This is a genomic window from Psychrobacillus sp. NPDC096389 (genome assembly GCF_044762855.1).
Classification (GTDB): domain Bacteria; phylum Bacillota; class Bacilli; order Bacillales_A; family Planococcaceae; genus Psychrobacillus.
The window spans coordinates 232,756-255,936 of the sequence record NZ_JBIWFB010000003.1 but is presented as its reverse complement, the minus strand read 5'-3'; the positions used below and the strand labels follow the sequence as shown (position 1 = coordinate 255,936).

The 23,181-nt window shown below is 34.7% G+C and carries 28 protein-coding genes; 22 read left to right on the top strand and 6 right to left on the bottom strand.

All coding sequences use genetic code 11. The features are described from left to right. Window positions 1–54: 54 nt before the first annotated feature. The 4 genes from ACIQ38_RS10590 (at window position 55) to ACIQ38_RS10575 (ending at window position 2,295) form a co-directional block, all read left to right on the top strand. Window positions 55–261 carry a hypothetical protein gene (locus ACIQ38_RS10590; RefSeq protein WP_402822075.1) on the top strand — a complete coding sequence of 69 codons (207 nt, stop codon included), beginning with the start codon at window positions 55–57 and terminating at the stop codon, window positions 259–261. Window positions 262–533: 272 nt separating this feature from the next. Continuing rightward, window positions 534–1,289, top strand: coding sequence for a hypothetical protein (locus ACIQ38_RS10585; protein WP_402822072.1), 756 nt, complete (start codon window positions 534–536; stop codon window positions 1,287–1,289). 224 nt (window positions 1,290–1,513) lie between these two features. After that, on the top strand, window positions 1,514–1,780 hold the full coding sequence (locus ACIQ38_RS10580) for a hypothetical protein (RefSeq protein ID WP_402822069.1): 267 nt from the start codon (window positions 1,514–1,516) through the stop codon (window positions 1,778–1,780). Then, entirely contained in the window at window positions 1,777–2,295 is a 519-nt protein-coding gene (locus ACIQ38_RS10575; RefSeq protein WP_402822066.1) for a hypothetical protein, read from the top strand. Before ACIQ38_RS10580 ends, ACIQ38_RS10575 begins: the two co-directional genes overlap by 4 nt. A gap of 750 nt (window positions 2,296–3,045) precedes the next feature. On the opposite strand, the gene ACIQ38_RS10570 is transcribed toward ACIQ38_RS10575, so the two are convergent. Further along, window positions 3,046–4,473: a serine hydrolase domain-containing protein gene (locus tag ACIQ38_RS10570; RefSeq protein WP_402822063.1), complete on the bottom strand. Its 1,428-nt coding sequence runs from the start codon at window positions 4,471–4,473 to the stop codon at window positions 3,046–3,048. Between the two features lie 355 nt (window positions 4,474–4,828). Between ACIQ38_RS10570 and ACIQ38_RS10565 the strand changes: the two genes are divergently transcribed. The 7 genes from ACIQ38_RS10565 (at window position 4,829) to ACIQ38_RS10535 (ending at window position 9,263) form a co-directional block, all read left to right on the top strand. Then, window positions 4,829–5,743: an aminoglycoside phosphotransferase family protein gene (locus ACIQ38_RS10565; protein ID WP_402822060.1), complete on the top strand. Its 915-nt coding sequence runs from the start codon at window positions 4,829–4,831 to the stop codon at window positions 5,741–5,743. Window positions 5,744–5,954: 211 nt separating this feature from the next. After that, window positions 5,955–6,389: a hypothetical protein gene (locus tag ACIQ38_RS10560; protein WP_402822057.1), complete on the top strand. Its 435-nt coding sequence runs from the start codon at window positions 5,955–5,957 to the stop codon at window positions 6,387–6,389. Window positions 6,390–6,559: 170 nt separating this feature from the next. Next, window positions 6,560–7,159: a hypothetical protein gene (locus ACIQ38_RS10555; protein ID WP_402822054.1), complete on the top strand. Its 600-nt coding sequence runs from the start codon at window positions 6,560–6,562 to the stop codon at window positions 7,157–7,159. A gap of 110 nt (window positions 7,160–7,269) precedes the next feature. Continuing rightward, on the top strand, window positions 7,270–7,536 hold the full coding sequence (locus ACIQ38_RS10550; RefSeq protein WP_402822051.1) for a hypothetical protein: 267 nt from the start codon (window positions 7,270–7,272) through the stop codon (window positions 7,534–7,536). A 217-nt stretch (window positions 7,537–7,753) separates the two neighbouring features. Continuing rightward, the gene (locus ACIQ38_RS10545) at window positions 7,754–7,963 is read left to right on the top strand and encodes a hypothetical protein (protein ID WP_402822048.1); all 210 of its coding nucleotides are present in this window, start codon (window positions 7,754–7,756) and stop codon (window positions 7,961–7,963) included. A 166-nt stretch (window positions 7,964–8,129) separates the two neighbouring features. Next, complete coding sequence (gene plsY / locus ACIQ38_RS10540; RefSeq protein WP_402822045.1) at window positions 8,130–8,708, top strand: glycerol-3-phosphate 1-O-acyltransferase PlsY; 579 nt, start codon at window positions 8,130–8,132, stop codon at window positions 8,706–8,708. A gap of 93 nt (window positions 8,709–8,801) precedes the next feature. After that, a complete protein-coding gene (locus ACIQ38_RS10535) occupies window positions 8,802–9,263 on the top strand; it encodes a DUF2691 family protein (protein ID WP_402822042.1) in 462 nt (153 codons plus the stop codon). Between the two features lie 78 nt (window positions 9,264–9,341). Here the strand turns inward: ACIQ38_RS10535 and ACIQ38_RS10530 are convergent, their stop codons facing one another. Genes ACIQ38_RS10530 through ACIQ38_RS10520 form a run of 3 tightly spaced genes read right to left on the bottom strand, consistent with a single transcriptional unit; the run spans window position 9,342 to window position 12,426 of the window. Further along, complete coding sequence (locus tag ACIQ38_RS10530) at window positions 9,342–10,910, bottom strand: YndJ family protein (RefSeq protein WP_402822039.1); 1,569 nt, start codon at window positions 10,908–10,910, stop codon at window positions 9,342–9,344. Further along, window positions 10,900–11,511: a DUF4166 domain-containing protein gene (locus ACIQ38_RS10525; RefSeq protein ID WP_402822036.1), complete on the bottom strand. Its 612-nt coding sequence runs from the start codon at window positions 11,509–11,511 to the stop codon at window positions 10,900–10,902. Before ACIQ38_RS10525 ends, ACIQ38_RS10530 begins: the two co-directional genes overlap by 11 nt. Then, complete coding sequence (locus ACIQ38_RS10520) at window positions 11,512–12,426, bottom strand: DoxX-like family protein (RefSeq protein ID WP_402822033.1); 915 nt, start codon at window positions 12,424–12,426, stop codon at window positions 11,512–11,514. A gap of 119 nt (window positions 12,427–12,545) precedes the next feature. On the opposite strand from ACIQ38_RS10520, the gene ACIQ38_RS10515 reads away from it, so the two are divergent. From ACIQ38_RS10515 to ACIQ38_RS10485, 7 genes are read left to right on the top strand one after another with little or no spacing between them, the layout of a single operon-like run. Further along, on the top strand, window positions 12,546–13,052 hold the full coding sequence (locus tag ACIQ38_RS10515; RefSeq protein ID WP_402822030.1) for an NUDIX domain-containing protein: 507 nt from the start codon (window positions 12,546–12,548) through the stop codon (window positions 13,050–13,052). Between the two features lie 27 nt (window positions 13,053–13,079). Beyond that, on the top strand, window positions 13,080–14,096 hold the full coding sequence (locus ACIQ38_RS10510; protein ID WP_402822027.1) for a serine hydrolase domain-containing protein: 1,017 nt from the start codon (window positions 13,080–13,082) through the stop codon (window positions 14,094–14,096). A 35-nt stretch (window positions 14,097–14,131) separates the two neighbouring features. Further along, window positions 14,132–14,569 (top strand): GNAT family N-acetyltransferase, encoded by a 438-nt coding sequence (locus ACIQ38_RS10505; RefSeq protein ID WP_402822024.1) that lies wholly within the window; start codon window positions 14,132–14,134, stop codon window positions 14,567–14,569. A 56-nt stretch (window positions 14,570–14,625) separates the two neighbouring features. Continuing rightward, on the top strand, window positions 14,626–15,189 hold the full coding sequence (locus tag ACIQ38_RS10500) for a DJ-1/PfpI family protein (RefSeq protein ID WP_402822021.1): 564 nt from the start codon (window positions 14,626–14,628) through the stop codon (window positions 15,187–15,189). A 15-nt stretch (window positions 15,190–15,204) separates the two neighbouring features. Further along, window positions 15,205–16,002 (top strand): aminoglycoside adenylyltransferase domain-containing protein, encoded by a 798-nt coding sequence (locus ACIQ38_RS10495; RefSeq protein ID WP_402822018.1) that lies wholly within the window; start codon window positions 15,205–15,207, stop codon window positions 16,000–16,002. Then, window positions 15,993–16,433 carry a GNAT family N-acetyltransferase gene (locus tag ACIQ38_RS10490; RefSeq protein WP_402822015.1) on the top strand — a complete coding sequence of 147 codons (441 nt, stop codon included), beginning with the start codon at window positions 15,993–15,995 and terminating at the stop codon, window positions 16,431–16,433. Before ACIQ38_RS10495 ends, ACIQ38_RS10490 begins: the two co-directional genes overlap by 10 nt. A 10-nt stretch (window positions 16,434–16,443) precedes the next feature. Continuing rightward, complete coding sequence (locus ACIQ38_RS10485; protein ID WP_402822012.1) at window positions 16,444–17,244, top strand: class I SAM-dependent methyltransferase; 801 nt, start codon at window positions 16,444–16,446, stop codon at window positions 17,242–17,244. A 179-nt stretch (window positions 17,245–17,423) separates the two neighbouring features. Here ACIQ38_RS10485 and ACIQ38_RS10480 read toward each other — a convergent pair whose 3' ends face one another. Then, on the bottom strand, window positions 17,424–18,200 hold the full coding sequence (locus ACIQ38_RS10480) for an enoyl-CoA hydratase-related protein (protein WP_402822009.1): 777 nt from the start codon (window positions 18,198–18,200) through the stop codon (window positions 17,424–17,426). A 153-nt stretch (window positions 18,201–18,353) separates the two neighbouring features. Between ACIQ38_RS10480 and ACIQ38_RS10475 the strand changes: the two genes are divergently transcribed. Next, window positions 18,354–19,583 (top strand): EAL and HDOD domain-containing protein, encoded by a 1,230-nt coding sequence (locus ACIQ38_RS10475; RefSeq protein WP_402822006.1) that lies wholly within the window; start codon window positions 18,354–18,356, stop codon window positions 19,581–19,583. A 159-nt stretch (window positions 19,584–19,742) separates the two neighbouring features. Next, on the top strand, window positions 19,743–20,108 hold the full coding sequence (locus tag ACIQ38_RS10470) for a YhjD family protein (protein ID WP_402822003.1): 366 nt from the start codon (window positions 19,743–19,745) through the stop codon (window positions 20,106–20,108). Here ACIQ38_RS10470 and ACIQ38_RS10465 read toward each other — a convergent pair whose 3' ends face one another. Next, a complete protein-coding gene (locus tag ACIQ38_RS10465) occupies window positions 20,109–20,648 on the bottom strand; it encodes a competence protein ComK (RefSeq protein ID WP_402822000.1) in 540 nt (179 codons plus the stop codon). Between the two features lie 178 nt (window positions 20,649–20,826). On the opposite strand from ACIQ38_RS10465, the gene ACIQ38_RS10460 reads away from it, so the two are divergent. Then, window positions 20,827–21,063, top strand: coding sequence for an IDEAL domain-containing protein (locus ACIQ38_RS10460; protein ID WP_402821998.1), 237 nt, complete (start codon window positions 20,827–20,829; stop codon window positions 21,061–21,063). Window positions 21,064–21,198: 135 nt separating this feature from the next. Then, on the top strand, window positions 21,199–23,181 hold the full coding sequence (gene uvrB / locus ACIQ38_RS10455) for an excinuclease ABC subunit UvrB (protein WP_402821995.1): 1,983 nt from the start codon (window positions 21,199–21,201) through the stop codon (window positions 23,179–23,181).

Sequence of the window (23,181 nt, the reverse complement as noted above, 5' to 3'; positions counted from 1 at the left end):
TTCTGACGGGACCCCTGTAAGAAAGAAAATGGATTTTCACAATATGATTTTGCTATGTGGTGTGATAATTTAACGATGGCATTTGATGATGATGGTGACGAATTGAATGAGTATGATTCACTAGCTTTTGGCATCGCAAGGGATATCGAATGTCAATGGGATCTGTTTTGGAGTGAAAAAGAATTAAGGAATATAGACCAGTCAGAATTAGAGTTACCTCTTAGTTGGTTTATTGAATGGTCAAAGGAATTAGGTGAGTAAGAATTACATTTCTTCTTCAACTAACGGGTGCTTTAGCAAAATCTGGCCATCAACTCGATGGTCTATTTTTATGTTCAAAACATTAAGTTGATCGCAGATATGTATTGTGAAATGTTACACTTAAACTAAAGGGGCAGGTTAGTTCAATAAGAAGATGTTATACTTAGCCATATCATGAACAGATGTTACGTGATAGTAATTAGGGGCAATGGAGTATCTACGTACTAGACATACGTATCCCAAGCCTAATTAAAGAAAGAAGAGGAATTCCAATGTACTTGAGGGATATAGGTTTGTATTTGGAGTATAAAGCAAATAAAGAATATATAAATGAAGTAATGTTAACTCAAAATTTAACTGAAGAAGAGGCAAAAAGACTAGATTATTGGGAGAATTGTAAGGATTTCCATGTTTTGTTTGGTGACCAAGTAAGATGTATAGCTAGATTGTATACAGATTTATTAGGAAAGTTTAAGACGGAAGAGACAAAAAAAATAAACATCAATTGTGTAACTGATTTAGATAAGTTAAAAAGTGTACCTAAAACTGCACTTGGATTTACAGAAGTATATGTATTGATAGATTTAGAATCCTATTGGAAGCTTTCCAATATTGAAAAGAAAAAAGTTATACTTAAAAAAATTAACGAAGGAGTATTACAGGCAGCAAATCATTTTTCTTGGGATATTAGTATTTTTAATAGAGTCTTCAAAGAGATAATAGATAGAGACTATGTTAATGAATATTCTTTAAAGCAAAAAGCTTCTCCAGATAGAAAACATAAAGCTGAGCTTTATTGCCAACATGATATTGACTTCGTTAAGATTTCAATGATTATTAGAAAGAGAAAGACAAATGAGATTATTAAAAGTGAATTATTAATTACGGGAAGACCTAACGAATTTTCTTTTGTTCCAAAACTAGGTGAGCTAAAGTGGATTTCAAATAGCGAGATTACACTTACTCATAAATACAAACTCCGTAAAAAGTGGATAGTTAAACTGGAAGAACACCAAACCTCGTTATAAAAGCATGATTATCCTTTAATAACATCTAATTTTAAGGCTATGTTAAAGATAAGGGTTGATTTTCGTAATAGTAATGTTTGTGAAATGTTACACTTAAACTAACGAAGCAGTTTAGTTGAAGAAGCTAAGATGGAGTCTTTTTAAATGGGTAAATTATTTATATTTGGAACCTCTATCTATTTCAAACGTAAAATTAGGCAGTGTTAATGATCAGGAGTGATGGAATGGTTAGAAGAAGAGGGACATATCAAATAAAAATTCGTGACAAGCAGCTCGTTTGTTTTTTTTGTCAGCAAGATGAATTTTTGCATCGTGAAGTTTATACGGATTTATATCCTTTAGGTGAAACGGTAACAGACCAGCTCACATTGCAATCATTTCATTGCACGTCATGTGGTGAAATCCGAATGTTTCAAGAAAAAAACCGATTTGATCATATGTTACAAAAACATGTATCTATTATTGAATACACGGAAGTGACAAAAGAATGAGCGGGATGGATGAACCCCTACGCCCCCAAAAAAGTCGTATCACGATTTATGATGAGCCTGTTATTTGTAGATTTTGTTCACGTGATGTGTTTATTCCCTATGAAGTTTTTGTGAATGTTGAACAACCGGGTGTAAATAGGCGACATGTTAGTTATATAGCTATTTGTCAATATTGTGGTCAAGCCAAACATTTTGGAGATCCAAGCCATTATGATAACGAAAAAGATAATTATATTTGGGCCTTGAATCAGTATTTAATTTCCATTAGAAGTTATAAGATTAAGATTATATTTTATGTTGGAAAGAAAGGTAACGGCAAAATAAAAAATTTTACAAATAAGCTTATTCAAGATTTTGGTATAGAAAAAGAGAATATAAATATCAGTAATTTAAAAGGATTAGCAGAACTTCAAATAAAGATTTCTAATTTAAATGAAATTGAAAATATCAGAGCTGATATAATGAATTCCGCGAGACGACTTTATATAACGATTAAGGATTTAACCATTAAATAAATTATCTATGTAATGTAATTATTTGTAAGACATTATTATTGGTACAATTAGTAGTGTTTTTCTCCAAACAAAACCCTCAATTTTTTTTGTTATCTTGAGCAAACGGAAAAGATTAATTATATTTTTTATACTCAATATGACAATAATTGTAATAGAAAAATAGGTGTTTCTTTAACTACAAAGTGCTTTACTTCAAGAGGCGAAATAAGTCTTAGGAAATTAATGCAAGTATAAAATTCCTAGAATCGAGAGGGGTTTATGATATGAAAGCAGAAAGAACAAAAATGAGTAAAACGAAAATAGCCTATTATACTTTTTCTGGGGTAGCAATAGTATTACTGTTACTTAATTATTTTCTTTTTGATTAAGCATTACTCAGAAGAGTTTTTTGAAAACGGTACACAGCTAGATATTTGAATCAATTAGCACAAGATTTAAGGGAAGACTAATTTCTTTCTAAAGATAAAGGCTCATTCGGTAAATAAACGGTAAAAGGAGTTTATGTAAGAATGAGATTGTGAAGGATTGTACTTACACTAACGGGTGCTTTACTTCAAGAAGGAGTAACGCTTTTTTTCTTTTTGAACTAACGAGGCTGGTTAGTGCAAGAAATAGCAAGTGAGTTTAACTAGGAGGAGTGTCCATGACATAACAAAAGACACCGAGGTGTCTTTTGTTTTTAAAATTAAGAATATCGATAAATTCTAATTTATTCACTTAAGACTATGCTTATTTTCGGAGCGAGGCATCTTATCGGTGAGTATAGACAAACCAAGTAATGCTTGCTGTTAATAATGTCGAAGAAATCAAAGCTGTAAGAACACTATATGTTTGCCAAATAAGTACCGTTGACCAATCCAAGGCAAAAAACATTATACACTGGGCAATCGTAGCGATTAGGAAAATAATTGTTACGATTGTTCTCTTTTTTGGCATTGGTTGATGCTCATTCGTTTTCCTTTTTCTTAATCCTAAGAGAAATAACAGAACTGCCAATAGGCAAAGAAGAATGGTGGTAGACGACAAAATGATATCCAAAAGCTGTGTGCCGCTTATTTCATATGACTGAGTTAGATTGCCGTCTAATATATTTTTAACTTTTAGTACGAGGTTTATATTGGTATTTGCTCCGTTGCTCAGTAAGCAGACGGCTGTTCGTTCTTTTGGCAGTAGGGCTACTTCGGTTCTGAAATTCGGATTGCCCCCAGTGTGTTCTATAAATGTTTGGTCAGCGTTTACCGCCCAACCTGCCGCATAATACATATCATTGACAGCCGAAACAGACATATCACCCCTATGTGATTTTTCGATCACCTTGTGAAATATATTGGGTATATCCTGCACCATACTCATCTGTATGCCCATCCAACGCGCCATATCTTTTGCATTAGAAATGATATAGCCGGCAGGTTTATTCCCAGCATAATCCGGAGCGTTAAATGGAGTTGTTATAGAAAAGGAAGAACGGTAGCCCTGTGCCAACTGTCCAGATGCTTGAGCATCTTCTTTATAAACATACGTCTGGTGAAGACCTAAAGGCAGAAATACCTGTTCCCTCATAAAGTCTTCATAGCTTTGTCGCGATACAATCTCAATAACCAAACCCAATACGTCATAATTAACGGTTCCATAGCTATATTGTTCACCGGGAGAGAACTCCAATTCAGCATCTACTAGCGTTTCCACGGTCTTTTGCAACATATCCGGCGTACTGCCTTGTGGAATATTTTGAATATGCCCAATATTAGTTAGGCCGCTGGTATGGTGAAGGAAGTTATTTAGTGTAAGGCTTTTCATATCAATAGGTTTACCTTGATACTTTAACGTTAACCAAGGTAAATATTTTTGGATAGGGTCAGTCATTGATAACAGCCCTTGCTCTTCCAATAGCAGAATTCCCATACCAGTAAAAGCTTTACTGACCGAGGCTAACTCATAGAGTGTATTTTCACTTGCAGACAACCCTTTTTCACGGTCTGCATACCCAGAAGAAAAGTAGAACACTTCATCATCAGCAAGTATTGAGATTGACATTCCAGGCACACCTGATATACGACAGGCATCATCTAGTAACGCTTGAATTGCTTCAGATTTCGAATCTGACAATGCATAACTTTGTGCTGCGAATCCTGAGAATAATATAAATATCATTACTACAAAAACAATAGTCTTTTTCATAAACTCTCCTTTTTGAAAAATTATAAGTGTATAAATAACCTACTGTCCTACTTTTACAACTAAAAACCAAGTTCTAACTTATTTTTCTATTTACCTATATAATATCAAGTGATTGTGAAGAGTTACACTTAAACTAACGGGTGTTTGACTTCAAGAAGGAGTAAAGCCTTTTTCCTTATTCAACTAAAGTTGCAGTTAAGCTTAACAACAGAAAAAAGTGGTAAATTAACTTATAATTGGAGCCCGTACTCGCTTTGAACGTATGAAAGTAAAGGGCAGGTTTGTGAAAGAAGAGATATAAATCTATCATAAAACAATGATTTGTTCTCCAAATTTAATGAACAGAGGCGAGAAAATGATTGAAACACTATTAAAGCAGATTCCTGTATTAAGTAATTGTAAAGACGTTATTCAAATTAAAAAAGGGTTTTCCTCAGATGAAAAATATCTAATATATATGAATGATGGAAACAAAAAGTTGCTACTTAGAACCTTTAAGTTAGAAGAGTTTGGATCAAAAAAGAAAGAGTATTCTATTCTAGAAAAGATGCAGGAATATAACGTTACTTGTTCACAACCGATTTCTATGGGTCAGGTAGAGAGTCGGGGGTACATGATCACATCATACATCGAGGGTAAAGATGCCGAGGAAGAAATCCAAAAATACTCAGAACAAGAGCAATTTAATATTGGCTTTGAAGCTGGGAAAGAATTGAGGAAAATGCATCGGTTTGTGGCTCCAAATCATGTCTCTTCGTGGCATTCAAGGAAGGAGGAAAAACACAAGAATTATATTGATGCCTATTTATCGTGTGGAATTAGAGTTAAAAATGACGATAAAATAATGAATTTTATTGAAGAAAATATACACCTCATGAAAGAGCGGCCGAACGTGTTTCAACATGATGATTTTCATGTTGGAAATATCATTGTAAATAATAAAAAATTCGCGGGAGTTATAGATTTTAACCGGTATGATTGGGGCGATCCTATTCATGAATTTCTTAAAATTGGTATCTTCAGTCGGGAAGTAAGCGTTCCTTTTTCAATTGGACAAATAAAGGGATATTTTAATAATACTGAACCCGATGAATATTTTTGGAGGCTTTATTCACTTTATCTGGCGATGTGTGTCTTCTCTACTGTAATATGGACCTTAAAAACTATTCCGGACAACTTAAATGATATGTTAGGTAAAGTTTACACTTTTTTAGAAGATCATGATTACTTTAGTGAATTAAAACCCAAATGGTATACAGAAGAGATATAAGTTTGAAATATTTTTTTATTGTGAAGGGTTACATTTAAACTAATAAGTGCTTTAGCAAAACATGGCCATCCTTGATGGTCAATTTTTATGTTCAAAACATTAAGTTGATCTCAGATTGCCTTGTGAAATGTTAAACTTAAATTAAAGCGGAAGTTTAGTGAAAGAAGAGGTAATTTAATATTCCATTTAATTGTTAAAGGTAGTGAAAAAAATGTTAATGTATTATGCGATACTAATTATTGGAATTTTGTTAGTAATAGCGGCAGTATTTAGATTTATTTCCATGTATAGCGGTAAAGATTACACAATATTAAATGTAGGTAAAATCATTGTAGCCTTATCACTTGGTGTTTTATGTTTAGTAATTACTCTCCCAAGCCTTAAATATGTTGTGCTAAAGGAATATAATGTCGTCAGTGGGAAATGTGTTATCGAAATTGATTCATCAGGTCGTACTTCTGAAGCGGGTTTTAAAATGCTTAATACAGATGAGGTTTTTAGTTTCAGAGATATTCCTGCACTTGATGCTTATGGAAAGTCAATTCCTTATTATTGTAAGGTGACAGTTACAAAAGACCATAAGTTTGGAGTTAGTTATAAAATATATGATGCTAAAACACGAAAGTTAATATTAACAAGCAAATAGCTTATGTTTGCAGTTATAAATGTTCATATTAAACTAACGGGTGCTTTACTTCAAGAAAGAGTAAAGTCTTTTTTCTTATTGAACTAAAGAAGTAGTTTTGTTGAAGTAGGGTAGGTTGTAATTTTTCCTATTCATTAACGTCTAATCAATAAATAGAGGGGGGGAACACAATGAGAAAATCATGTAATATACTTTTATTTGCTAGCTTCTTTATATCAATAATGATAACAAGCATTACGGTTTCAGCTACAAGTTGGGTTGAATTAAAACCACAAGAGGTTGTTGATAGAGCTGAAGTTATTATTACTGGTAAATATGATTTTACAAGTAAGCCAAAGCACAGTGGATTTGTTTTTCAAGGTTTAGAATTCAATGTTAAAAATGTTTATAAAGGAGATATTTCTGAACAAATTATTACAGCAGGGATTGACTATAATGATGTAGGATGGGCTGAGGAATTTCAAAATGAAGAGGGAGAATTCCTCTTATTTTTAGAAAAAAGTAAGGATGCTGATTTCCTAATACCAGTTGGAGGTACAAACGGTATGATTCAAGTTCACAAGGAAAAAGTTGAAGGTACAAATGATGAAAGAAGGACTTTTTTCGAAGATTTTCTAAAATTACAACCAGAAAAAACAGTTGAAACAAAGTTTAATACCGATAACAATAGTCGGAATAATAAGTCATCCGTTTTCTTATATGTTAGTACAAGTGTTTTAGTTGGTATGGCAGTAATATTTCTACTTTATCGCTATAAAAGAAAGAAATAATTTTTTATTATTGAATTAACGCTGTTGGTTATTCAAAAGAAGGGGGAATTAAAATAATTATTGGTATATTCTTTGGAATTTCTGTTCTAGTTATGGGGTTTAGTCACTTAATGAAGAAGAACTATTTTTTGCCTGAAAAAACTAGACTTTTATTAGGCGAGGAAAAGTTTAAATCTTATCAGAAAGGGTTAATTTTTCCTTATTTATTTTTAGGAACGTTAATGATTTGTATGGCAATCGTTGAAATGCTGAAAATTCTTCAAACACCAACTTTTATCGCTATATATATTACATTATGTATTATTCCTATTATAATGTTTATCGTAAATAACAAAAAAAATACTGGTCGATATTGGTTTTGGGTAAAAGATATTTAAGCAAAGTAGTAACGTAATCTTGTTTTTATTATTCAATTAACGGGTGCTTTACTTCAAGAAAGAGTAATGCTTTTTTCTTATTGAACTAAAGAAGTAGTATAGTTGATTAAACAGGGTATTTTTGAGAAGTTGTCGAAGTAGTTACTATCTGGATATTTTTTAAGCTTATGGATGAGAATTGAATTATTTATTAAATTGTAAAGCGGGGATGAGTACTATGATAAAATCTGCAAAAGGTCAATTTATCCTTTACATAATAACTGCCATTCTTTTCGTTATTGCTTCTTTTTCTTATATTGAGATTACTGAGAATGAAAATTCATTTTTCGGTTCGACGTTTTTTTACTTTTTAATGATAATAGCTGTTTTTAATGCAGGATTATATACTCAAAAATATATTCAATCCAAAAAAGACGATAAATCGTAAGCTAGAAATAAATTCTTATTTAACTAATGGGTGCTTTACTTCAAGAAGGAGTAAAGCTTTTTTTCTTCTTGTACTAACTCGACGGTTTACTTTAAGAAAAATTGCAGGAAATTATGTCCAATAAATAGAAATACTTACTCAACAAACTATGTAGGGAGAAAATACTTTGAACATTTTAACTTTGATACTAAGTTATTTAATTGGCTCAATCTCGTTTGCTTTAGTAATCGGTAAAATATTTTATAAGAAAGATATTCGTGATTACGGTAGTGGTAATCTTGGTGCAACAAATGCTTATAGAGTTTTAGGCATAAAAGCAGGAGTGATTGTTGCAACTGCTGATATATTAAAAGGTACATTTGCTTGTTTACTTCCCCTAATTCTTGGTTCTACAGTTAACCCTATTGTATGTGGTTTATTAGCCATATTAGGGCACATATTTTCTGTTTTTGCTAGTTTTAAAGGTGGAAAGGCTGTTGCGACAGCAACTGGAGTTTTCTTGTTTTTGACTCCTTTAGGTGTTTTTGTTGGTTTTGTTGTATTTGTGTTAACTTTGCTATTTACAAAGTATGTATCACTAAGTTCAATGCTGGCTAGTATTGCATTATTCGTATACAGTCTTATATTTGAAGATAAAGTTATCGTAGCACTTTCTGTCCTAATAAGTGTATCAATAATCATTCTACATCGACAAAATATAAAGAGAATTGTAAATGGAACAGAGAACAAAATAGTGGAAAATTAATGTTGCTTGTTAAGCTAACGGGTGCTTTCCTTCAAGAAGGGGTATAGCTTCTTTTCTTGTTGAACTAAACCGAAGATAGAAGGAGGTTTATGAATGAGAGGTATATCGTTTGAAATTCCAAATGCCTATGGAAAATATTTATTAGAACTTTTAGATGGGCTCGATATAACAGAATGGACTTGGAAAATTGGTGACGGAGAGTCTTATGTGATTCAAAGGGATGCATTAGGAAAACCCTTGTTTTCGAATGATTGTCTATTAGATGGTGATGAGCTTCGTAGGATTATTTCAATGGATGACTATTATCTAATATTTGTTGATTTAAAGGCATTTTCTAAAACCTCAAGCGTACGAGATATTACAACTTATCAGGAATTTATGGAAAGTGATTGTCAGTTTGTGATTCTTATTGTGGATTGCTCATATGTAACTATTTATGCCAAAGATCAACATATAGTTCAGCATTTACTTTTGAAGGCAATAGCTAATGGTTATGAAAATATAGAGTATGTTACAGATGAAAATGATGGTAGAACAACTTTAATTGCTTTTTAAAGTATTGGATACTTTGTTAAAAAGTACAGGTAAAATGGGCTTAGAAATGTTGCTGAAAGCCCATTTTTCTATACAAAATCAGCCATTATCTTTAACGCAGCCTAAACTAATAGCATAATTTATTGTTAAAAAAGGCAAAGAAAATATCCGCATTTCATGTTTGGCACGAAGCTCACCTTCTTTTATTTCTTCTATTAAAAATTGCTCCTGCAGTGGTAACTTAAATACGTAATTATGAACAGTTAAGTAAATCCCAGCATCCGACTCACTGGTTTCTTTACTCGTCAACAGAAGCTTTTCTCCTTGTTGGTGCAATTCTAATACTCCAATCATAGAAGACAAAGGTAATGGCAAAGCGATATTCATATAGGTTTTATTGTTTGATTCGTGAAATGAGTAAAGAGCGACGAAAATTACTTCTTTATTTATTTTTCGTATCCATGCTCTTGTTTTTATGCGATCATCTTCTATTGCAACAATGTCCCCAGTCATTTCCATTTGTTTATTTGAAAATGGGAGATTGAGTTGTTGTATTGTCCTACTGATAAGTCGGTAGATGGCTGCAAATGGCTTGAACCAACTATGCCAGTGGACTTCCGAAAACAGTCGATAATCGGTTGTGTTTTCATAAAAGTCGATTATGGTAGAAGGGAGATTATCTTTTTCTACGTATATATTCATATCGTCAACAAGACCTTTGTATTGCTGCATTCCCCTATGTTTGGTTAAAATTTGTTCCCCAATTTTGTATGTTCCTTTTATGTTACTGATAGGAAAGGCCCAGCCTTGTTCCTTAGAAGAAGGTGTTAACATAGCCCAACTGATGAGCCCACATAAGGCAAATAAAACACAGTTAAGTAAACCATGGAAACGCAACATAAAATCGATGTTTACAGTAGTAACTCTCGCCGCATACAACAAAGAAAAAATAATCGTAACTCCTAATGATCCAAATGATACGAGCACACCTATTTTTTGAAGAGCACTTGGAAAAGTCGCTTTCAAAGTCAATACAATTAAACCGTAAATACCGATAATATAAAGAAGCACCGAAACAACTTCCAGCCAAGGTGCAAATGTAATGCCAAGTGCAACAATAATCGGAGAGATTAATATAATGGCGCAAACAATTTTATAACCAGTTGTCTTATATAAACGACCGAGAAAACCAATAAAAACGGGCAATAAAAAGGAAGAATAATGAAAATGAATTCCGGTTAACCAAGTGAGTAAAGGCGAAAATCCAGTATCGATTTCTGCTATATAGGCAAAGAACCACATGCCACCGATGAATAAATACATCATTCCAGCATCAATCGCAAATTCCTCTAAATGAGCAAAACCACGGCGGATAAAACGTCCGAATCCATATAAAGCGACTATAAATGTAAAAAGTAAATAGATGGCTGCAAATACTAGATCCAGTTTATTCTGTGGTGTGACTTGTAAAATAAATACTGACAGAAAAGCAGGGATAGCAAAATAATAATAGTATCGCTTTTCTTTATTTAAGATCAATTGTAAAGTGACTGGCACAAATACAAGTTGGGCGACAGTTAACATTAAAAAGTACCACGGTCCAACAGTGAATATCACGGCTAATACAAATAAAATAATATGTAAAAATGCAATTTGCTTAGAAGTCATCGGCTCGAAATTCTCCTTCATATTCAAATAAAGTACCGATTAATGGGTTTGTGATGACCACATGTATAGAAAAAACATCTTTTTCTTCTATATAATATTCCGTTACCTGGACCCTACCTTGAAAAACTTTAGGCAAAGGAATTTCAATTGGTCCCATAACAAATCGTTGCTTTCGTGACTCAATTCGCATATGTCCCTTTTCAGAAACAAAGAAAACTAACTCCGAATAGAACAAACTTGGCTCACCTAAATAATCTTTTACGACGCTTTTCTCAGGATCCAGGCTCATCAGCGCGTTAAAATATCTTTTCTTTTTAGGAAACTGAAAAATTCTCTCCCAGTGCACCTGATGTTCACCGTTTGAGCCAGTTCTTGTTGTATTAACAATCTTAAAAGGAATGTTGGTGCCTTGCTCTGGAAATAAAAACTTCCAGCGAGTTCCTAGTAAAAAGAAAGGGAGAAACCATTTAGGCCTTCCACTTATTTTTTTCATCATGCCTGTTGCTTTAAAAGGTTTCCCTTTCGGAAGTGCATATCTTTTTTGAAGCATGGGCTGAAGTTTTTCAAACTGTTCTCCTAATATTTCTTTATAAATAGTCATTTATTTATCTCCTTCTCTCTTTCGTTTGCAACTTTTGGCAGTTGGAATATCATTGCTCGTGAAAAATCCAATAATGGAAAGAGCAAATAAAACTGCGTTAAAAGTAAAAGGATTAAATGGATGACTAAAGCTTGCCGGCTCAGCAATGAAGGCCGATAAGGTGAGCAGTGGAAACAGGATTAACTGTAATTTTAGTAATCTTTTTTTATGATGATAGAGTAACCAAATAAGACCAAAGATTATTTCAGCCATCCCAATTGTCGTGACAAGGCTATACGCCTCGCTTCCAGTAATGGACAACAAACTACCCGTCATGCTGACCTCAGAAGGATGCATCATTATCAGTTTTGGTACTAAACCTTGATATATCCATACAAAAGCGAACAGGAAAGTAATCATCCAATGACTGAAAAATCGCCGATACTGTGAGATTGGTGCTTCTCCTTTTTCTAGCCACCTCTTTAATACATCAAAGCTTAGTGCAGTCGCCCATCCGATAAGAGGGCGAAAAATAAGATGGTCAAAAAATCTACCTATTGCGCCAAAGTTCGTTTCATAATCGTATTGTGTAAGAAATTTAATGGAATTTTGTTCGGGCTTATATTTCCAGTAGCCCTTTCCTTCACGAATAATGGAAATTGCTTGGTCTGTCCCAAAGTGCAAAGAAGATGTTCGCGAATCGTCTTTTGCATGAAAAGTACCAACACTTTTTCCCCATCCTGCGATACTCAGTCCAAATCCGATATTCGTTTTATATTCAAAATGCTGGGGTTCATTTTCTTGTTTTGGTAAATAGGTAATAGAAGAAAAGCGGAGATCCCATTGTTCATGTTGCTCTGGCATCTGTGTTGCATCCCATAATTTATCCATTTCTGCATCAATAGCTATTTCTACATAAATTGGTTTTCGCTTCATTAGAATCACCCCTTTGTGTAAGCTTATCATAATATGAAGGAGTTTTAGCTAGTAATGAAGAATAGATGTCAGTAGGTAAAACTGAAGAATTGGTTGATATCGATTGGAGAGCATTTAAAATGAGCATAAAAAATTTGGCAAAAGTAGCTATAGTTAAGGCATTTAAAATTGGTATAAGAAATTCAGCGAAAGCAGTAATAATCCAAGATGAAAAATTACTAACCATTAAAATACACGAAAATGGTGGAACGTATTATATTCTACCTGGTGGTGGTCAACGACATGGCGAAAATCTTCATCAAGCATTAGAAAGAGAGTGTAGAGAAGAGCTAGGTGCGAAAATAGAAATTGGAGAATTATTATTTGTGCGTGAATACATTGGGAAAAATCATGAACTAGCTGCTTACCACTCGCATGCCCATCAAACGGAATTTATGTTTTTATGTAAAGTGACTCAAGAGACATTCAATAGTGGAATAAGTCCTGACAAGGGGCAAATAGGAATAGAATGGTTACCAATTAACAGATTGCTAGAATACAAATTATTTCCACAAGCATTAAGACCACAGCTAATTTCTTATTTTAATAGTGGGAAAGCTCCAACTTATGTAGGGGATATCAACTAAATGAATTGTCAGAAATGAGGTTATATAGTGTTCATTCGTAAGAATTTAAGCGATAAGTTCAATCCTGCTGTGTCACATGTAAATAATACGTACAACTCAGTAGATGCTTCCGGTGCAGCAATTGTTATTATACATAACAATGAGGTAGTTGCAGAAAATTATTGGGGAAACCATTCGAAGGAAAAAGATGCTAGACCAGTTCGGGAAGATACCCAATTCCATGTGGCTTCTGTGCGAAAAAGCTATATCGGGTTTGCCGTTGCTTTTGCTATGCATAACGGATACATAACTTCGATTGATGATGAGGTGACTACATATTTACCAACACTTGACTCTGCTCTTTTAAATGGAACGACTATTAGACATTTGCTCACACATACTCATGGTTTAAGAGAAGCGGATGGAGAGATTTGTCGGGAATTTGCTGCTGGTCAGAGCTGGGCCTATCGCGGAATCAATATTTCATTGCTTACCCGAATTGTTAAAGAAACAACTGGTAAAACAGTAAGCGAAATTTTAACTGAATATGTATTTGAGCCTCTCGGGTTCACAGAAACAGGTTGGTATGCACAACAAAATGACAAGCTAGCAGAAGTAATAAGAGATACGGATAATCCTATTTGGAAAACTCATGCAAGTACAGCTGGGGATGAAATGAATATGTATGTATCGGCAAGAGAATTAGCGAAATGGGGTTATCTTCATCTTAAGCAAGGCTTTATAAATGGAGAACAAGTTGTAAATAGTGAAATAGTAAGGTTCGCAACATCTCTTCAAAGTCCTCAAACGATAGATGTAGACCTTCCACAAAACGGTTTTTTATGGTTTGTAAAAGATTTGCCCGCACAAAAAACAGAGATTGGAGAACAGGTTCCGAAAGGCTCCTATCAAATTTTGGGGTATACAGGTGTCGCAGTCTTAGTCATACCTAAGCATGATGTTGTGGCAGTTAGAATGTTTAATAGTTTTGGTTCCCCAGATGGGTTCGACTATTTGTCGGATATAAGAGCATTTGGAGATACAGTTATGGAGTGCTTGCCATAGGACAAAATATAAAAGAAATAAGGAGTTTATCATACATGAATATTCATCAAGCAACGATTAATGATCTAGATTCCCTAGTGGAACTTTTCGACTTATACAGACAGTTTTATAAACAAGCCTCGGATCTTAAAGGAGCAAGAGAGTTTTTAGAAGATAGATTTGTAAAAAACGAATCCATTATTTTCATAGCTTTTGATGACGGAAAAGCTGTTGGCTTTACACAATTATTTCCATCTTTTTCATCAGTGAGCATGCAAAAGTCTTGGGTGCTAAATGATTTATATGTGAAAGAAACGGCACGAAGAAAAGGAGTAGCTGAAAAGTTAATAAGAAAGGCAATTGCATTCGCTGAAGAAACCGGTTCAAAAGGTATTTTACTGGAGACGGCTGCAGATAATGTGAATGCGCAAAAGCTATATGAGAAAATCGGATTTATAAAAGAGTCCACTTACTTTTATTATTTTTCGATTTGATGAGTGTAAGTCAATATTTCAAAGCTAGAAATATTATTATAGGAGGAGTTTTATAAATGAAAAAGATATTATTCTTTGCCTATCCTCAATATGCAGATTTTGAAATTGCACATGCTCTATTTTTACTAAGGAAGATCGGTAAATATACGGTTACTACAGTATCCGTTGATGGAGAAGATGTAGAAAGTGTTGGTGGACTATGGACAAAAGCAGAGGGAGCTTTGTCGGATATCAATGTATCTGATTTTTCATTAATTCTTATTCCAGGGGGAGATGGCGTCCCCGATATTATAAATGAAGAGAGTATTACTGCTAAATTAGTAGAAGCATTTAATTTATCTATTCCTATCGCTTCCATATGTGGTTCTGCAGTATTGCTAGGTAAAGCAGGTATTTTGGAAGGACGAGAATTCACATGTAACCAGAGTACCTTTGATTACAATGAAAACATTTTTTCACGCTCCCTTTATACTGGAAAAGATATAGAAGTTAGTGATCAGATTATTACAGCTAAAGGTACAGCATTTGCTGAGTTTGCAGTTTCGGTAGGACAAATGCTTGACCTATTCCAGGATGAAAAGCAATATGATTCGCTTTTGAAGTTTTGCAAAGGTATGTAAGAAGGGGAATTATACATGGGCTATAATTGGGAAACTTGTACAAAGGAAACGAGAGAGTTTGTTTATCATTTACTTAAGAGAACAGAGGAAATTGTTGCAGAGAATTTAGTAGGCTTCTATATCCACGGTTCACTAGCGCTAGGAGGATTTAATCCTAAAAGTAGTGATATAGATATATTAGTTGTGACTACAACGCCCCTCTCCATAGAAAGAAAAAAACTGCTAGCAAAGATGTTTCTAAAATGCTCCAATCATCCATTTCCTGTGGAAGTCAGCTTTTTAAACGAAGCACAACTGAAAGATTGGGAATATCCTACTCCATTTGATTTTCATTTTAGTGAATATTGGAGAAGTAGTTATGAAGAAGAAACGGTTTTATTGAACGAGATGCCAAAGAATGATGCTGATTTAGCTGCCCATATTATGATTACGAATTATTGTGGAATATGTATATGGGGAAAGCCGATTAACAAAGTATTTCCCACCGTTCCAAAAGCCGATTATATTTCATCCATTCTCACTGACTATAAAGATTGTCTAAAAGATATAGAAATAAATCCTGTTTACTGTACGCTAAACCTGATAAGAGTCTATTGGTATTTAAAAGAAGATAAAATTTCCTCTAAAGAAGAAGCCGGAAAATGGGGTCTTCGTCATCTTCCGCAAGAGTTTAACTGGACAATTCAACAAGTTATCGCAGCGTATGCTAGTACGGAACAAAATCCCCTTATTCAATCAACACATTTATTACTTATAAGAGATTATTTGAAAAGAGAAGTGGAAGAGCTGTTGGGGGGAACGAATTGGAAGTAAAACAAATAGAGAACTTGTTAGCTGTTGATCTAATCCCTTTAGTAAAAGAGAGTAAGGAAGAAGGTTTTCGATTTCTAGAAAGGCTTACCAATGAGTATAAGGAGGGTACAAATACTTTTGAGAAGCCAGGGGAATGTTTATACGGAGTTTATAACCGAGATAAAATTCTTGTAGCTATCGGAGGGCTTACGATAGATCCATATACGGTAGATCAAAAAAATGGTAGGCTGAGAAGGTTTTATGTTGCGACCGATTATCGGCGGAAGGGATTAGGAGCGCTTTTATTAAACGAGATTATTTCCAATGCAAGGCGCTATTTTGATGTATTGGTGTTGCATACAGATACGGAAAGAGCAGATAGGTTTTATACTTCATTGGGATTTAGCAAAGAAGGAAAATATAAAAAATCTACTCATTATTTATATTTATAGGAGGTGTAAAATGGAACAAAAAACAATTAGTCATGTGAACCAAATAGGATGGAACCAATCTGCCTATCAAGCTTGGACAAACCGCCATGGCACCCCAAAAGAATATGCTAAAAAGTTAATAGCAAACCCTACGAATGCAGTAGCACACTATTTAAAGTTCATAGGTGAGGTAAAAGGTAAAAAAATTGCTAATCTTTTAGGGTCAAAAGGAAATAAAGCTGTATCTTTTGCTTTATTAGGAGCAGAGGTTACGGTCGTAGATATTTCGCAAGAGAATAAGAAATATGCGATGGAATTGGCGAATGAAGCAAAAGTGAATATAAAGTACATAGTTTCGGATATATTAGAAGTTCCTGACGATGAAGCGCTAATCGATTTGGATGTCGTTCTTTTAGAATTAGGAGTACTACATTATTTTGTGGATTTACGTCCATTATTTAAAGTAGTTTATGATTCACTAAAACCTGGTGGACAATTCATCTTAAGAGATTATCATCCTTTTGTTTCGAAGTTGGTGAACATTGAAGAAGGTAAGATGATTGCGAACGGCGATTATTTTAGTGAAGAAATTATAGAAGAAGATGTTGCTTATAGCTTTCTCCTGTCAGAGGAAGAGCGCGCTAATTTGAAGAAAGTGACTATTCGAAGATGGACTTTAGGTGAAATTGTTACGGCCATTTCAAATACTGGATTCCGTATTAATTATCTGGAGGAAGAAGCAGGGGTGAGGTGGGCATTTCCAGCTGATTCAGCTGAAGGAATTGAGAACAAGATGCCAGGGTTATATACGTTAATTGCTAAAAAGGTCTGATTACCACATAACTGTACCTGAATGCCACATAAACCTATTTGAGTACCACATAACTATATTTGACCACCGCATAACTTCATAGTTCTAACAGGAAAGAGGGATGAAATCATCAGTTTATCCCTCTTTCTTGCCAACACAAAAAAGCTACCAATTAACTAATCGGTAGCTCCTTCACTATTTTATTTCCCTTTAAACACAGGTTTTCTTTTTTCGCTAAACGCATTTAAAGCTTCCACTCGATCCTCTGTTGGAATGGTGATTTCATATGCTTTACGTTCGATATGTAATCCAGTTTGCAAATCGGTATTCATCCCATGTTTAATCGCAAACTTAGCTTGTTGTAAGGCAATCGGTCCATTCGCAAGTAGAAGTGCAGCGAAGTTCTCTGTTTCTGATATCAATGTTTCACGTGAAGTAACTTTAGTCACTAAGCCATATGTCAGTGCTTCATCTGCTTTTAGTCTTCTGGCGGTCAAGATTAACTCCATTGCTTTTGCTTCTCCAATTAGTCGTGGTAGTCGCTGCGTACCGCCAGCTCCTGGGATAATTGCCAAACTTGTTTCGGTTAATCCTAGCTGAATGTCATCCGCTGCAATTCGAAAATCGCATGCAAGCGCAAGTTCTGTTCCACCTCCAAATGCGTAGCCGTTTAGCATAGCAATGGTTGGCTGTGGTAAGTTTTCAATAGTTGAAAATACTTCTCCAATTTTATAGATGTTTCGTTTCACTCGTTGTTCGGTCAATGTTTTCCGTTCTTTTAAATCTGCTCCAACACTAAATGATTTTTCACCAGCTCCTGTGAAAATGACTACACGGATATCTGGATTGATACGGATGGATTCTGCGATATCTCCAAGTTCCCGCAACATATCATAGTTAAATGCATTAAGCGCATCCGGTCTGTTTAATGTTACGTATGCTATATTGCCATGTTGTTCATAACGAATTGAGTCCATTTTTTTCTCCCCTTCATATTTAGTTCCCATACAAAACATATCATTTTAATAATAGTCTGTCATCTTTCCTCGTAAGGATTAAATTAGATCGATTTTCATTTTCTGATTTGATACAATTGGATTATTGAAATATTAAGGATTAGAGGTATTCACTTGGACATATTTGTTGCGAGACAGCCGATTTTTGCTAAGGATGAACATATATTTGCCTATGAATTATTATATAGAAACGGACAAGACAATTCTTTCCCAACTATAGAAGGGGATGAGGCTACATTAGACGTAATAGCTCATTCGTTTTTAACAATAGGTATTAATGAACTAGCTGGGGACAAGCTATGTTTTATTAATTTTACGGAAAATCTGCTAGTAAAAGAGGTATTTTCTAAGTTTCCTGCGGATCGAATTGTCGTTGAAATTTTAGAGGATATTCCGATTACGAAGGCTTTACTCCAAAAACTGCGAGAGATTAAGTCTCTTGGTTTTTTAATTGCTTTAGATGATTTTGTTCTGCAAGAAAATGTCGCTTTATATGGTGAATTATTTTCGCTTGTCGATTTTATTAAAGTCGATTTTCTATTGAGCACATTATCAGAGCGACAAGCAATAGAAAGAATCGTTAAAACCAATTATCCCAATATCGTGCTGTTGGCAGAAAAAGTGGAGACGAGAGAACAATTTTTGGAAGCAAAAGTAGCTGGTTATGAACTCTTTCAAGGTTATTTCTTCGCAAAGCCGGAAGTTATAAAAGGATCAGAAATACCAACAAATTTAGCGCAATATTTTCGGATTATCAACTTGCTGCGAACTAATTCTGTTTCCGTAGAAAAAATTTCGGATGAAATTGAGCGAGATGTTTCGCTTTCTTTTAAAGTACTTAAGATGATCAACTCTCCAGCAGTTCGGACCAAATCCAAAGTTCGCTCGATTAAGCAAGGAGTGCTCATGCTTGGGTTAGAAGAATTGAGTCATTGGCTGCATGTTTTATTACTTCGAGAATCTAAAAAGAATCACTCGGGTGATGGAATGGCTCTTATCGAAGCATCGCTATTTCGAGCAAAACTTTGTGAGTTACTAGCAAGGCGTAAGTTTTTACAAAATGCATCTGAAATTTTCCTTGTAGGTATGTTTTCTCTAATTGACACATTACTTCATCGACCGATGATTCAATTACTGCAAGATTTACCTCTTTCGGATGAAGTTGCAGAAACACTTTCTGGCAATAAAACGGAGATGTCTCCTTTTTTAGAGCTTGCCATTGCATGTGATGAGGTCCGTTGGGATGATATGATCGTTGGAGCAGAGACACTTGGTATTGACCATTCCACATTAAACACGCTCTATCTAGAAGCTCGACGTTTTGCAACTGAAATAATAAATTAACTGCCATGTCTTTTCGAATGGTAGTTTTTTTGTTGTACCTATAAAGTTTTAAGCTAATCCGCATTATTGCTAAAAAGTACCACTTCTTAATAGTTGCATTTCTTTCTAAAAGTAGTACAATTAAATGAGAACAAACGTTCTGTAGAAGGAGGGTGCTATATGCCATTAATACCGGAAGAGGCCATCCCTTATTTAGAAAACATGATCTATCTACCCATGGTATTAACTATTCTAGAGAAGGATCGTATAATTTTCGAACAAGGTCCCTTTAAGTTGAAGCGTCCGTATGTAGCTATGGTAGAAGGAGCGGTAAAACAAGTTCAAATCGAATTAAAACAAACCCATATTTATATGAAGAGACATAGTATGAAAGTTCTTCGCGGAGAGGGAGATGATATGTTCACGGAATATGTATTTTTTCATGGAGGATATGAAGAACATCGTCGTTATTTAAATGTCCGACTCCGCAATCGAGTGGAAGAACTACTCACCATATATTTGGCGATTATAGAAAATACACGTTAACTAAAACAAATCCTTTTGAAACAGTGGTTTGCGAGAAGTGATAAAACTATTATTTACTAGATGACTCATTCTTTTTAGGAAATGCATATTTAGGATATTAGCAAACCCAACTTGCCGGCTAATCGTACTTGGAGAAGAAGGTACTTGGATCATTTGTCCATTTGCTAAAACGATCATACAGCCTCCATCAGAGGGATAAAATGATTCGATGGCTCCAAGAGAAAACCATGTGTTTAGGTCAGATTTCGGGGAAAGGATAGGAATTAAAATACAAGGACTTCCAAAGTCGTGTGCAATAAGAATAGGTAGCTTTAAATAATTTCCGATTGCTTGTTTGGATAATTTAGTCGATTCTTGAAAAGTAGAGCCGTAATAGGAACAAGAATGTCGGACAATATCGTAAGGCTTTTTGCCTATGATTTTACTTTCTCCAGAATAACTGATTGCTTTCGTAAAAACTTTATTATTAATTACAATTGGTTGAAGTACAGCGGTGTCAAAGGAAACAAGGAAAGATTTTTCTTCTTTATTATTGAACATATACATTCACTCCTTAGTAAGTTATAACTCGATTATAGTTAAATATGGAAATAAATCAAGTAAATATGACGAATTTTTAAAATATTAATTTTTAACAGGGAAATCGCAATTTTCCGAAAATGATTGCAACTGACGCCAAGCTTTTATATAATGAAAAAAAGGCATCGGGGTGATGGAAATGGACAAACAATATTCATATGCAGATTTTTTAAGAGCAATGGGTCAGCCAGGAAAAGAAAGTTCTGCAGAAAAATTGTTGAACGAGATTTATCTTGATATGTTTTTGAACATTATCCACCGGGAACAAAGTAGTAAACGGTTAATAGAATTAATAGATGAGGCACTGGATCAAAAAGACGAAAAAGCATTTACACAATACACAAATGCGCTACAACAATTAAATAACTCGAAGTAATGGATAGAAAAGCCGCTTATGCTCAAGCGGCTTTTCTTATGGATAAAAAATAATGAAAAACATACGTTCGTTTTATTAGTGAAAAAAAAAAGAGTATGTTAAACTGAAATTATTCAATTAGTGGGAGGCTTATGTATGGAACAAATTTTCGATTTGCAAGCTCCGTATGAGCCGGCAGGAGATCAAATAGAAGCAATAAAAGAATTAGTAGAAGGTGTAAATAACGGCAAGAAACATCAAACATTGCTTGGTGCAACAGGCACTGGGAAAACATTTACGATTTCAAATGTTATCCAACAAACGAATAAACCGACCCTTATAATGGCACATAACAAAACACTTGCGGGACAGCTATATAGCGAGTTTAAAGAGTTCTTTCCGAACAATGCGGTCGAATACTTTGTTAGTTATTACGACTACTTCCAGCCGGAAGCGTACGTACCTCAAACAGATACGTATATTGAAAAAGATTCAAGCATTAACGAAGAAATTGATAAACTGCGACACTCCGCTACATCATCGTTATTCGAGAGAAAAGATGTGATCATTATCGCATCCGTTTCTTGTATATACGGGCTCGGGAATCCAGAAGAATATAGGGAAATGGTCGTTTCTCTTCGAACAGGAATGGAAATTGAGCGCAATCAATTGCTGAGAAAATTGGTTGATATTCAATACGAACGAAACGATATGAATTTTACACGAGGAACTTTCCGAGTTCGTGGGGATGTTGTCGAAATTTTCCCCGCCTCAAGAGATGAAAGATGTCTCCGTGTAGAGTTTTTTGGCGATGAAATCGACAGAATTCGAGAAGTGGACGCTCTAACTGGAGAAATTTTAGCAGAACGTGAACACGTAGCGATCTTCCCAGCATCTCACTTCGTTACACGCGAAGAAAAAATGAATTTAGCAATAGAAAACATCGAAAAAGAATTAGAAGAACAATTAAAAATACTGCGTGCTGAGGATAAATTACTAGAAGCACAACGACTGGAGCAGCGTACAAACTATGATTTAGAAATGATGCGCGAAATGGGCTTTTGTTCAGGTATTGAAAACTATTCTCGACATCTCACTTTACGTGAAGCAGGAGCAACCCCATATACATTATTAGACTATTTTCCAAAAGATTTTTTATTAGTAGTAGACGAAAGCCATGTTTCATTACCTCAAGTTAGAGGAATGTTTAATGGAGACCAAGCAAGGAAATCAGTATTAGTAAACCATGGTTTCCGGTTGCCGTCTGCACTTGATAATAGACCGCTTACATTTAGCGAGTTTGAAGACCATGTCCATCAAGCAGTGTATGTATCAGCAACACCTGGTCCTTATGAGCTGGAGCATACACCTGAAATGGTTGAACAAATCATCCGTCCGACAGGGTTATTGGATCCAATTATTACATTGAAACCGATTGAAGGGCAAATTGATGATCTGATCAATGAAATACATGAGCGCACAGCGAAAAATGAACGGGTACTTATAACGACATTAACGAAGAAAATGTCCGAAGATCTAACGGATTATTTAAAAGAGATCGGCATTAAAGTACAGTATTTACATTCGGAAGTTAAAACATTGGAGCGAATTGAAATTATAAGAGACCTTCGTTTAGGAACATATGATGTCCTTATTGGGATCAATTTACTTAGAGAAGGACTTGACTTACCAGAAGTATCTCTTGTTGCGATTTTAGATGCAGATAAAGAAGGATTTTTACGTTCTGAGCGTTCATTAATACAAACAATAGGACGTGCAGCAAGGAATTCTAATGGCGAAGTAATAATGTATGCGGATAAAATGACAGACTCTATGCAAAAAGCGATAGATGAAACGAAGCGTCGTCGCACAATTCAAATGGAATATAACGAAAAGCATGGGATTACACCAAAAACAATCGAAAAGAAAATTCGAGAAGTTATTCGTGCAACACAAGTGGCAGAGGAAGAAGCAAGCTATGCACAACAGTTAACGAGTGGAAAACCTTTAACGAAAGAAGAAAAAGATACACTGCTAATGAATCTAGAAAAAGAAATGAAAGATGCAGCTAAAGCACTTAACTTTGAACGGGCAGCACAATTACGTGATGCAATCCTTGAATTGAAGCTGGAAGGATGA

Bases quoted from the DNA above. Each gene is read 5' to 3' on its own strand.
- ACIQ38_RS10485 (WP_402822012.1), top strand. From the start codon at position 16,444: ATGGAACAAAAAACAATTAGTCATGTGAACCAAATAGGATGGAACCAA.
- uvrB (WP_402821995.1), top strand. From the start codon at position 21,199: ATGGAACAAATTTTCGATTTGCAAGCTCCGTATGAGCCGGCAGGAGAT.
- ACIQ38_RS10465 (WP_402822000.1), bottom strand. From the start codon at position 20,648: ATGTTCAATAATAAAGAAGAAAAATCTTTCCTTGTTTCCTTTGACACC.
- ACIQ38_RS10470 (WP_402822003.1), top strand. From the start codon at position 19,743: ATGCCATTAATACCGGAAGAGGCCATCCCTTATTTAGAAAACATGATC.
- ACIQ38_RS10570 (WP_402822063.1), bottom strand. From the start codon at position 4,473: ATGAAAAAGACTATTGTTTTTGTAGTAATGATATTTATATTATTCTCA.
- ACIQ38_RS10545 (WP_402822048.1), top strand. From the start codon at position 7,754: ATGATAAAATCTGCAAAAGGTCAATTTATCCTTTACATAATAACTGCC.
- ACIQ38_RS10535 (WP_402822042.1), top strand. From the start codon at position 8,802: ATGAGAGGTATATCGTTTGAAATTCCAAATGCCTATGGAAAATATTTA.
- ACIQ38_RS10530 (WP_402822039.1), bottom strand. From the start codon at position 10,910: ATGACTTCTAAGCAAATTGCATTTTTACATATTATTTTATTTGTATTA.
- ACIQ38_RS10515 (WP_402822030.1), top strand. From the start codon at position 12,546: ATGAGCATAAAAAATTTGGCAAAAGTAGCTATAGTTAAGGCATTTAAA.
- ACIQ38_RS10590 (WP_402822075.1), top strand. From the start codon at position 55: ATGTGGTGTGATAATTTAACGATGGCATTTGATGATGATGGTGACGAA.
- ACIQ38_RS10565 (WP_402822060.1), top strand. From the start codon at position 4,829: ATGATTGAAACACTATTAAAGCAGATTCCTGTATTAAGTAATTGTAAA.
- ACIQ38_RS10460 (WP_402821998.1), top strand. From the start codon at position 20,827: ATGGACAAACAATATTCATATGCAGATTTTTTAAGAGCAATGGGTCAG.
- ACIQ38_RS10525 (WP_402822036.1), bottom strand. From the start codon at position 11,511: ATGACTATTTATAAAGAAATATTAGGAGAACAGTTTGAAAAACTTCAG.
- ACIQ38_RS10575 (WP_402822066.1), top strand. From the start codon at position 1,777: ATGAGCGGGATGGATGAACCCCTACGCCCCCAAAAAAGTCGTATCACG.
- ACIQ38_RS10555 (WP_402822054.1), top strand. From the start codon at position 6,560: ATGAGAAAATCATGTAATATACTTTTATTTGCTAGCTTCTTTATATCA.
- ACIQ38_RS10505 (WP_402822024.1), top strand. From the start codon at position 14,132: ATGAATATTCATCAAGCAACGATTAATGATCTAGATTCCCTAGTGGAA.
- ACIQ38_RS10480 (WP_402822009.1), bottom strand. From the start codon at position 18,200: ATGGACTCAATTCGTTATGAACAACATGGCAATATAGCATACGTAACA.
- ACIQ38_RS10585 (WP_402822072.1), top strand. From the start codon at position 534: ATGTACTTGAGGGATATAGGTTTGTATTTGGAGTATAAAGCAAATAAA.
- ACIQ38_RS10560 (WP_402822057.1), top strand. From the start codon at position 5,955: ATGTTAATGTATTATGCGATACTAATTATTGGAATTTTGTTAGTAATA.
- ACIQ38_RS10550 (WP_402822051.1), top strand. From the start codon at position 7,270: ATGAAGAAGAACTATTTTTTGCCTGAAAAAACTAGACTTTTATTAGGC.
- ACIQ38_RS10500 (WP_402822021.1), top strand. From the start codon at position 14,626: ATGAAAAAGATATTATTCTTTGCCTATCCTCAATATGCAGATTTTGAA.
- ACIQ38_RS10520 (WP_402822033.1), bottom strand. From the start codon at position 12,426: ATGAAGCGAAAACCAATTTATGTAGAAATAGCTATTGATGCAGAAATG.
- ACIQ38_RS10580 (WP_402822069.1), top strand. From the start codon at position 1,514: ATGGTTAGAAGAAGAGGGACATATCAAATAAAAATTCGTGACAAGCAG.
- ACIQ38_RS10495 (WP_402822018.1), top strand. From the start codon at position 15,205: ATGGGCTATAATTGGGAAACTTGTACAAAGGAAACGAGAGAGTTTGTT.